The organism is Psychrobacter sp. T6-1, assembly GCF_052258445.1.
Genome location: NZ_JBQQFC010000072.1, coordinates 1 through 10551 on the forward strand (window position 1 = coordinate 1; position 10551 = coordinate 10551).

Annotated in this window: 7 protein-coding genes; 5 read left to right on the plus strand and 2 right to left on the minus strand. The window is 45.0% G+C overall.

Going from position 1 to position 10551, the window contains the following annotated elements:
- On the minus strand, nt 1-1583 hold a 1583-nt coding region (ggt, locus tag ACTXGO_RS06000), incomplete at its 3' end, for a gamma-glutamyltransferase (protein WP_443573698.1).
- Nucleotides 1584-1793: 210 nt separating this feature from the next.
- On the opposite strand from ggt, the gene ACTXGO_RS06005 reads away from it, so the two are divergent.
- Both ACTXGO_RS06005 and ACTXGO_RS06010 read left to right on the plus strand, forming a co-directional pair.
- Entirely contained in the window at nt 1794-3794 is a 2001-nt protein-coding gene (locus tag ACTXGO_RS06005; RefSeq protein ID WP_443541499.1) for a hypothetical protein, read from the plus strand.
- A 64-nt stretch (nt 3795-3858) separates the two neighbouring features.
- The gene (locus ACTXGO_RS06010; protein WP_443573696.1) at nt 3859-5604 is read left to right on the plus strand and encodes a hypothetical protein; all 1746 of its coding nucleotides are present in this window, start codon (nt 3859-3861) and stop codon (nt 5602-5604) included.
- A 104-nt stretch (nt 5605-5708) separates the two neighbouring features.
- Here the strand turns inward: ACTXGO_RS06010 and ACTXGO_RS06015 are convergent, their stop codons facing one another.
- Complete coding sequence (locus ACTXGO_RS06015) at nt 5709-6257, minus strand: Spy/CpxP family protein refolding chaperone (protein ID WP_435950910.1); 549 nt, start codon at nt 6255-6257, stop codon at nt 5709-5711.
- A gap of 208 nt (nt 6258-6465) precedes the next feature.
- On the opposite strand from ACTXGO_RS06015, the gene ACTXGO_RS06020 reads away from it, so the two are divergent.
- The 3 genes from ACTXGO_RS06020 to ACTXGO_RS06030 all read left to right on the plus strand — a co-directional run.
- Nucleotides 6466-7152, plus strand: coding sequence for a response regulator transcription factor (locus ACTXGO_RS06020; RefSeq protein ID WP_435950911.1), 687 nt, complete (start codon nt 6466-6468; stop codon nt 7150-7152).
- Nucleotides 7152-8702, plus strand: a complete 1551-nt coding sequence (locus ACTXGO_RS06025; RefSeq protein WP_443541497.1) for a sensor histidine kinase — start codon at nt 7152-7154, stop codon at nt 8700-8702. The genes ACTXGO_RS06020 and ACTXGO_RS06025 overlap by 1 nt, the downstream gene beginning before the upstream one ends.
- A gap of 334 nt (nt 8703-9036) precedes the next feature.
- On the plus strand, nt 9037-10551 hold a 1515-nt coding region (locus ACTXGO_RS06030), incomplete at its 3' end, for an ESPR-type extended signal peptide-containing protein (RefSeq protein ID WP_443541496.1).

The following is a 10551-nucleotide window of genomic DNA, read 5'->3' on the forward strand; positions in this document are numbered from 1 at the left end:
ATACGGCTACCGCCTGGGCTGCCTGTGACGATATATGGTTTGTCGTCTTTAAATACTAACGTCGGGCTCATCGAGGACAGCGGACGTTTACCCGCTTCAACGGCATTAGCATCACCGCCTAATAAGCCATAACCATTTGGCGTGCCAGGTTTAGCAGAAAAGTCATCCATCTCATTGTTAAGTAATATGCCCGTACCTTCGGCGACCAGACCCGTGCCATAAGAGAAATTGAGCGTATAAGTATTGGCTATGGCATTGCCGTCTTTATCTACGATAGAGAAATGCGTCGTTTGATCGCTCTCGTACGGCAGTGGGTTATTGGCTTTAATGGTCTTCGCTGGCGTAGCTTTGTTTGGGTTAATTAAGCGGCGCAAATTATCAGCATATGCTTGAGAGGTGAGGCCGCTCTCTGGTACGTCAACGAAGTCTGAATCTCCTAAATACTCAGCACGATCGGCATAAGCCAGTTGCATCGCCTCCGCCATCAAGTGAATGGTTTGTGCGCTGTTTTGACCGTAGTCATCCAGCGGATAGCCTTCTAAGATATTCAGTATCTGTACGATATGGATACCGCCAGAGGAGGGCGGCGGCATAGAGACGATCTCATAACCACGGTAGTCGCCTGTGACTGGCGCGCGCGCGATGGCCTCGTAATTGGCCAAATCTTGCACGCTCATATTGCCGCCTGCGTCATTGACTGCTTTGACAAGTTTACGTGCGGTCTCCCCTTTATAAAAGCCATCAGCACCTTGTGCAGCAATTAATTTCAGAGAGCGAGCAAGCTCTAGCTGCTTTAAGCGTTCACCTGGTTGATACGCGCTGCCATCAGGTTTAAAAAACACCTTTTTGGTACTCGGCCATTTTTGCAGGCGATCGGTTAATGCGGTGAGTGATTCTGACAAGCCCGCCGTGACTTCAATACCATTTTCAGCTAAAGCAATCGCTGGAGCCATCACTTGCTCGCGGCTCATGGTGCCATGGTCATCGAGCGCTTTTAATAGTCCTGCTACGGTTCCCGGCACGCCAACAGCTAATCCATGAAAGCGCGACAAGTCACTGACCGCATTGCCATCACTGTCTAAGTACATATCACGTGAGGCACTGCTTGGTGCTTTTTCGCGATAATCGAGCGCGACCGTTTTGCCTTTCTTTGCATCATAAATCATCATAAAGCCGCCGCCGCCAATATTGCCTGCGCGCGGCAGGGTCACGGCCAAAGCAAAGCCAACCGCGACCCCAGCATCAACGGCATTGCCGCCGTCTTTTAGAATTTGTAAGCCAATATCAGAGGCGAGCGCTTCTTGGGTTGCGACCATGCCATTCTTTGCCCAGACGGGATGGTGAATGGCGTCAGCTGAATAGATGGCTTGGTCGGTTTTAGCTTTGTTAGTTGTGGATATCAGTGTATTGGTGGGCGCTCGGGTAATGCTCTTGGTCTCAAGTACGATCGTAGGATTGTCGGTCATGATAGTAAGATTGATAGCGCTGGTGTTAATCGATGAGTTATTAATAGTCTTGCTATCTATGGGTTCAAGCGCATGCGCCGATACAGACAGAAATAGTGAGCTACTTATCAGTAGCATGGCAGATTTTAAATTTACGCTACCTTTAGCATTTAAAGTATTACTTAAAACTTCGCTATGAGTTTGAGAAGATAGGTATGACATCACAAATTCCTTTTATGCATTTAAGAAAGTTACTTTCATATTACTCATTTGTAATCTTTTATGCTATAAATAACCACAATACTATGTGACTAATTATTGTTGATTGATTTGATTAAAGGAATATACATGTCTACAGATCGCCCTAGTAAATCGAAGCAACATTCACAACCGCACTCTTATACTTTATATCAGCGTTCATGGTTTCAAACTATTGGCTACGCGGCATTATTAGGTAGTAGCGCTGCTGCTATTAGCGGTTGTCAATCTACGCCAAGCACTGCGCCGCAGACAACAGGCGCGTTAATAGATTATAGCGTGACAGACATGTCGATAAATCAGGCGCAGAGCCGCGCGTTTAATGAGCATTTGCAGGCAAATCAACAGCAGCACGAGCAATTATTTACGCTACCTAATAGCGAAGCACAGGCCAAAACCCGCCTGCTTACCGCGATACGCCAACATCTAGGAACAGAGCATGTGTCGGTGTCGCAAGCGCATTATCAAGCAGTACCTTTTATCGATGCCGATAGTATAGATGCGGGCGCGACGGGTCTGCTTAGAACCATCATTGAGACTTACGCTTATAGTGAAATGCAAGATGAGGACGATAGCAACTATAGTAATGATGACGACTATGACTACAATCTAAATGATGAGAAACTAAGCTCCGCTAGAGCTGAGATTGAGGCAGCGATGGATGCAACTGATGCTGCCAGAGCGCTAGAAGAATACGATGCCGATGCTGATGTCAACAAAGTAATCGTTGCTGAAGAGGCTTATGAGTCGATAGCTAGTGATTATGACACCGAAGGTTATGATGAATACGGCTATGATCAAGACGGCTACGATAGATATGGATTCGATCAATATGGTTATGACGAGTATGGCTACGATCAATATGGTAGCCAAGATCCATACTTAGAGGGTGACGATGATTATGACACAGGCGGCGCACTCTCAGGCTTATCAAAATTAAATCCAAGAGACTTGTTTCGTAAATACGAAGTCATGCAAGCGCAAAAACAAGCAAAAACTGCAGCACCGGCTGACGCACTACCACCTATGTCCACTGGCATGTTAGGCCTGCTACTCGATAGTATTCATCGTACTCCAGAACAAATAAAGGCCACCAATGCCTATCAATATCGATACCTAACTTTTAACAGTGTTAGTCAATTTAAACCTGAGCAAAAACGCATTCAAAGCGTCTATAGTTATGACTACGCCGCGCCTACGATGAGCTCATCGATACAGATTCCCTTAGCACTTGATTTTGCTAATAGTCGCTTGAGCCTTGATCCCTCCGCCATCATGCCAGTAGTGGCGCTTATCAATCCAGAACAGACGCCGACGCCTAACGAGATGACAGCGCACACGGTAGATTTTGGTTTGCCTGAGAGTATCACCTCGCAATTGCCCTCTGCTGTCATTTATGACGCTGTCATTACGGGAATACAAGGGAGCATGGCAGAGATATCCCCTGAATACTTTAGCGCTGTGGACATTCGTGATGACACCTTTGCCAAGCAAGTAGGGGCGAGTAGCGCGGTAAAAGTGTACTTCGGTAGTAAGCAAAGCGGCGAGATGATTGGGCGTATGCTCAAATATATCAGCCAGTCTTTGAGCGCATACGTTGACGCCCATCCAGATAGATACCCTGATGGCGCGCTACTCAAAACCGCGATTGACAAGATTGAAGTTTATAACAAAGGCTATCAAAGTGCGGACGTCGGTGCTCTATTGCAACTGGTAGAAGCTATTGCGCCCATATCCTTTAATCATACCAACTACTATTATCTAAACCATTCAGATCGCTTAATTGCCAAGCAGCAGCGTACCAATATCGGTAGCGACCTATTTGGTGCCAAACTGACAGTGCTTAACCAGACGCGCTATGATGCGCAAAGCTACAATAACCATGCGCTCACGCCACTACTTACGCAGTCGTTTGGTCCTAACGCTGCGTCTGCTATTGATGGTAATGCTTGGCTCAAACAATCTAAGCTCAATAAAGAGCGGCTAGAGCAAGCCAGGTATGCTCGATATGACTATAACGATGCTTATGACGCGATGGAAAATCCTTATGAGTATGAAAATGATGAATACGAGGTTGACGACAATAATTAATTTTAAGCATGACAAACTCGTGTTTTAAAACGTATTCAAGATAAAAAATATTAAGGATAAAGCCATGAACCGCAATATTAATACTGACATCAACACCGAACTAGCACGCTCGTCTGATCATCCAAAACGCAGCACAAAAGTACTTATGCTTAGCGCTGCATTATCTACGGCGATTATAGCGACTGGCTGTCAATCTACTAGCGGGGGTCAAGGTACAGTAGCCATTAATCAAACACCAGCAGCTGCCAAAACAGCACTCGCGGCTGCCCTGCAAAAACAGCGCCGTCAGTCCTTTGCTTATCATAGTAACCTTGAGATTAGTAATGAGCAGGAGTTCTTAAATATAGATAAATCTCAACTCGTCGCCTCAGAATATGTAGATGCGCACTGCGAAGAAACCCACGACAAGGCTTATGCCGCCCTTATAGAGCAGGCCCAGACCGCAGGAAAAATGATTGAATCGACTGATTATGCGCCGCAGCGCAGCGCTATTAAGCAGTCCTATTTGGCTTGTGATGAGGCTTATCGGGCATGGGATGAGAGTCAATATAATAGCGCCGCTTTTGAGGACAGCGATGTCTACGAAGAATACGATGATGCCGAGTATAGTTCTGCATATAAGGCGCTGGACGATACAGCATATGTAGAGGATGTAGGCGCCACCGTTACAGAGAGTAGGGTGATTAAGGGAGGCGCTATAGCCAGTGATAGCAATGATAAAGTCTCGCCTTATTATCAAGAGTTGTTTGACAATTATGATAATAAAACCACGAAGCAAAATGTGAGAAATGCTCAGTTGCTTGACGCCTATTTGTTAAAGCCTTTATCCATCAATGCGCAAGGCGTCTATCAGCCGGTCGCAGGCAAGATCACTATGCTTAGTAGCATGCAGTACAAAGGACGCAATCATCACAGCAGCATCAACCAGCCCATTTATTTCAATGCAAAAGAAGGCACTATCTACTTTTGGGCGGACAATATCGCGATGCTCAACTCTGAGCTATTTGATAACAAGCTCGGTACGCAGTGGCAAAATAAGTGGCTTAAGCTCACGCTTAATGATGGGACTTTGCCTAAAGACTTTGGTCGAACAGTGATTAAAAGTCATTTTGACGCATTAGATCGCACTTTTGAGACAGCGCCTTTGAGCCAGTTTGATTATGTCACTCCGCAATCTCTGAGCGCAGTGTCTCCTAAGTACCCAGCGGCGCAACTTGCTCCGATGCTAAAAACGCCGCAGATTATTCGCCGCGCTCAAAGCACAGCAAGCTATGAGCAGTTTTATCAGGACTACATGAGTATAGTGTACGAGACGATAACCACACAGTACCCAGATTTAGTGACTGATAGCGAATTGGGTAGTGATGTCTTTGACCCAAGCGGCAAGTCATTAACCAGTAAGGCAATCGTGCAGCAAATACTATCTATTATAAAAAGCGAGATAACAGGCGATGAAAGCGCAATAGCATCACAAAACAGTAATACAGCAATTCTAGAGCTATACGGTTTAGATAATCGCGGCCGTATTAAGTGGCAGCATATGCGTAACCAAGATATGGGCTTGCAAGACTCAACTAGAGGTATCACCATTGATGTCTTGCAGCAGTATGCACCGATAACCTCGCAAACGATTGCCTATCCCAGCTTGCCTGCCGATGTCCAAGAGCCTAACGCTAGTAACAGTGTCGATATTAGAGACTATAGTCGTGAGCTTATAGAGTCCTACCGCCAAGGTAATGGTACGGCACTGGGCAAAATGCTATTTAGAATGCTGCCTATGAGTCAAGAGCGTTTAGAGAGTATTGACTAGGGTATAACACCTAATAAATTAACCATTTATAACAAAAGCGCATCGTTTAAACGATGCGCTTTTTGGTGACTGATTTAAAGTTAGAATTAAGTTCAACTTAGCGTTTAGTTCTGCATGTTACCACTGTGACCGCCTTTTGCCATTCTATCAGCCTTTATTGTCTCTAGCTGCTGACGCTGCTGGGCGGTAAGCACTTGCATGATCGCATTATGCTTTTGCATACGACTACCTGTGTTGGTCTGTCTGATGGCTTTGATTTGCGCTTGTTGCGCCGTCGTCAAATTCAGCTGTGCAAAAGGACTGTTTTTACCGTCCATTTGGTGCCCGCGGCGATGACCTTTACCTTGCTTTTCTGATGTCATCGTTACCAGTTGTGCGCGCTGCTCGGGAGTCAATATATTGAGCATCGCCTCGCGATTTTGCATACGATTGTCTTTATTGTTTTGTTTAAGGGCTTGCAGTTGTGCTTGCTGCGCTGCGCTCAAATTAAGCTGTGACATAAATCCTCTACTGCCGTCTTTCATGCCGCCTTTATGCTGCTTTTGCATCTGAGTGGTCGCTGGCGTGTCGGTATTAGCACCTACGCTAGTACAAGCTGTTAAGGCAAAGACGCTAGAGGTAGCAAGTGCGGCGCCTAATAGTAATTTTTTCATTGTGATTCCTTAATAATTAAATAAATACAGGACTAAATAGTATAGCCAACGGACATAAAATTTCGTCTTATAGGACAATAAGACTGAAACTATAATACGACAGGCGAAAGTTGCGATACTTTATAAAGTATTAAGAAAGGTAACGTTTGTCACTCAGGCGGCGCATAACAGATGATAATATAGAGGGTATAGCGATGAGGAGATAAATATGACAAAAATACTATTAGGCGATGATGATGAAGAATTGACGCAGTTGTTGCAAGAGTATTTGCAAAATCATGGTATCGACTGCGACTGCGTTCATGATGGCGAAGCGGTCATACATAAACTTAGATCGACAAACCATAGCGCTTTGAACTACGATCTACTGGTACTAGATATCATGATGCCAAAGCTAGATGGGCTCTCAGTGCTACGTCAATTGCCCGCCATCAGTGATATCCCTGTCATTATGCTAACTGCAAAAGGCGAGGAGATTGACCGTATTATTGGTCTTGAGCTGGGCGCTGATGACTATATTACCAAGCCTTGCAATCCTCGTGAGCTTTTGGCACGGATTAATGCAGTCATCAAACGTACGAATACGCCTGTCCTAGATCACACGCCGCTACCTGAGAGCCGTCTGTACTTAGATCAAAGTCAGCGATTGTGCCAGATAGATGGCGTGGAGCTACAAGTAACCGGAACAGAGTTTGATTTGTTACTCGCGCTACTTAAGCGAAAGGGCGAAGTAGTCAGTAAATCTTGGTTGTCCGAGCACGTCTTGCAGCGCGTACTACAACCCTTTGATCGCAGTCTGGATGTGCATGTCTCACGCCTGCGCAAAAAACTTCAACCCTTCCATGATGAGCCGATTAAAGCGATTCGGGGTAAAGGGTATCAGCTGGTCTTATAATGACAACATCTACTCGATTTAAACCAAGAATAACGCTGTTCTGGCGTCTGTTTTTGAGTTTGCTACTGACCATTTTGCTAACCTCTGTGCTATCCATTGTGCTCGAGCGCGCGCTTAACGAAAAAGCGCTCAATGCCCGTATGGATAGCCAAATTGAGCGCTTGCTTGTTAAGCGTGAAGTGGTAGCTCAGGTACTCAAGACAGGCGATCTTGCGAGCGTGCGACAAATGTACCGACAAGATCGACCCCTTATGTCACAGATACGAATCTATGACGAACAAGGAGCGACATTGTTCCCGCGCTATAGAGATCGCAGCGAGCAAATGCAAAGACGTGAGCGAGGGCATCAGCAGTCTATGAGTCCCTTGTCACCATCTAACAGATCTGATGATGACTTAGGCCACGATAATAGCCGTCACAATCAAGCTGACGTTACCAATAGACCTTCCATATTACCTAGTATCTTACAGCCAGTAATGCCTAGTGATATGGCAATAACCAACAGTAGCGAGCGTCCAGAACTGGCTGATAAAGAGGTGATCTTACCAGACGGTCAGGCGGTCATTATACAATTGCGCCCGCAGCTGCGTTTTGCTGATGTTATCGCCTTGCAGCGAGGTCATTTTCCCATACGTTTATTACTGATATTAGTGTTTGGTGTCTTGGTCTGTATTTGGCTTAGTCGTACCCTCACAAAACGTATTCGCCGCGTGCAGCTAAGCGTACACCGTATGACAAATGGTGATTATCAAGCATCCCCTAACTTATCAAAGATGGGCGATGATGAGATAGGATTGTTAGCAAAAGATGTCGCCACATTATCTACTCGTCTTGCAGAGAGTGAGCTTGCGCGCAAGCAAATGCTCAGTGATATATCGCACGAGCTACGCTCGCCGCTCGCACGCCTTGAGGTTGCTACCGAGCTGACTCGCGACTTTGCACCAACGGCTCATCGCTATCTTGATCGTATCGATAAGGAGTCTGCAAGAATGAACGAGCTGATTGAGCAAATCATTCATATCCAGTCGCTACAGATGCAGCAGTACACTAGCAATAGTGTAGAGGAGGAGGTCGATATCGCTGAGATTATTAGTAAGATTGGGCAGGATGTGTGTTTTGAATTTCAGCAAAAAAACATCAACTGGCAATGGCAACCACCGACATTTGCCTCGATCGTCAGGGGCAACCAAGAGCAATTGCATAGCGCGCTTGAAAATATTATTCGTAATGCATTTATGCATACATCGTCAAAATCAGCGGTAAGCGTTCAAATAATACAGGCGCTATTAGACAATCGCATACCTGCGATAAAAATCATCGTAATGGACGAGGGCGGAGGCATTGCCGATGCGGATCTGAAGCGTATTTTTCAGCCCTTTGTGCGCCTAGATGCTGCTCGACACCGCAAAACGGGTGGCTATGGTCTTGGTCTTGCTATCGTACAGGCGGTGGTCACGGCTCACAAAGGTAAGGTGAGTGTGAGCAATCGACAAGATGGTAGAGATGGACTCGTAGTGGAGGTGGTGCTACCGCTTGAGAGTCATAAATAAACAAGGCATATTATATATTGTACTCAAGTATATTTCCGTTTTTACTTCCAGTAGCCCTAAAATCTCCATGAAAAGTCAAGTCTAAACAAGAGCCTACATATATATTCAATATATTGCATATTTTCCGACGAACGGTAGTTAAATGCAAATTTATTAATTGATTACTTCTTTATATTCATTTATTGTTATATAAAGAGAGTAATAATTGTGATGCAACTTAAACATCTAGCTTTGTGACTTCGATGTTTGAATAAGTTTGTATCTATCCGCGTTTTTACTCTCTACAACATGAGTTTGAGTTTATACCTATTCATTATGTAAGGGAGTACATATCATGAACCGCAATTTTAAAGTTATCTGGAATGAAGCATTGGGCTGCTTTACGGCTGTTGCTGAGTATGCCAAAGCACGCGGCAAATCATCAAAATCTAGCGTGAGTGCCAATGCAAGTATTAACACTAGTGCTAGCTTGTCTTCTGTTAATACTCTACGCCTGAGTGCTATAGGACTTGGATTATTGGCAGCTGGGTTAACTATTCCTGCCGCTGCTAATGGTTATTACTATTACTACCCTAGTGGAATGAACTTCGCTGGAGATGATGCAACACCAAAAGTATATATAAGCACTACTTATAGAAACCAGACACTAAAAGTTCAGGGTGGCGAAACCGTAGCTGGCGATTCAAATACTAAGAATATTAGCGTTGCTGCTAACAGTAGCGATAAATCCTTGACTGTAAAGCTTGATGAAGACGTCAACTTAGGTACGGATGGTAGCCTCAAAATAGGGGATACTCTGGTTGATAGCTCCGGTATTATGGTGAAAGCCATTGATCCTAACAACAATGTCGTACTCAGCAATAGTGGTTTAAACAACGGCAATAACAGAATCATTAATGTAGAAGACGGGATTGGTCCAAAAGATGCGGTGAATGTAAGTCAGCTTGATAGTAGTATCGCTGAGAATAAGGTGAAGTACTATAGTGTCAATTCAGACGGCGGCACTAATGACTTGAATGAAGGTGCAACGGGTCAAAATGCGATGGCTATGGGGAGAAACGCCCGTGCTATAGGTAGTCAAACCATTGCTATTGGTAGCGCCTCTAGTGGTCAAGATACAATAGCTAAAGGTGCACAATCTATTGCGATTGGTGCAAACGTTGTGTCTATAGGGGCATCCTCTATCGCTATTGGTGGCGATGATCTAGATTTGGCTTCAAAATATAATATAGATGGTAGTGATATTGATGATGCTCTAAATAGTGGCACAGTCAATACTGTCTTTAATGAGTATGCTGGTCGCGATTTATTAGATCCTAATAATCGTTTTGCAGGACATACTCAAACACTTGGCGCAGCCTCTATAGCAATCGGTGCTAAATCACGCTCAAATGGTCATCTAGCAACTGCTGTAGGAATACACTCAGATGCATCTGGTACCGCATCTTCAGCATTTGGTATCGCTGCAACAGCCAGTGAAAAGGGCGCATCAGCGTTAGGTTCGGGTGCAAATGCCTCTGCTGTAAACGGTGTTGCCCTAGGTTCAAAATCAGTAGCTAATATCGCAGGAGGCGCAGGTACTGAAGGCTTTGTTCCGGCAGGCGCAACGCTCGCTGATCAAAATATTATTACTTCAACTAGAAGTGAATCCCTTGGTGCAGTGTCTGTCGGTAATGATACCGATGGTAATCGTCAGATCGTCAAAGTTGCCGCAGGTAAAAATAATAGTGATGCGGTCAACGTCGCTCAGTTAAAAGGTCTCTCAAACGTCGTAGACCTCGGTCTAAACTTCGGCGCTGACAGTGGCAATACCGTCAAGCGAGAATTGGGTCAAACCTTCAACATCAAT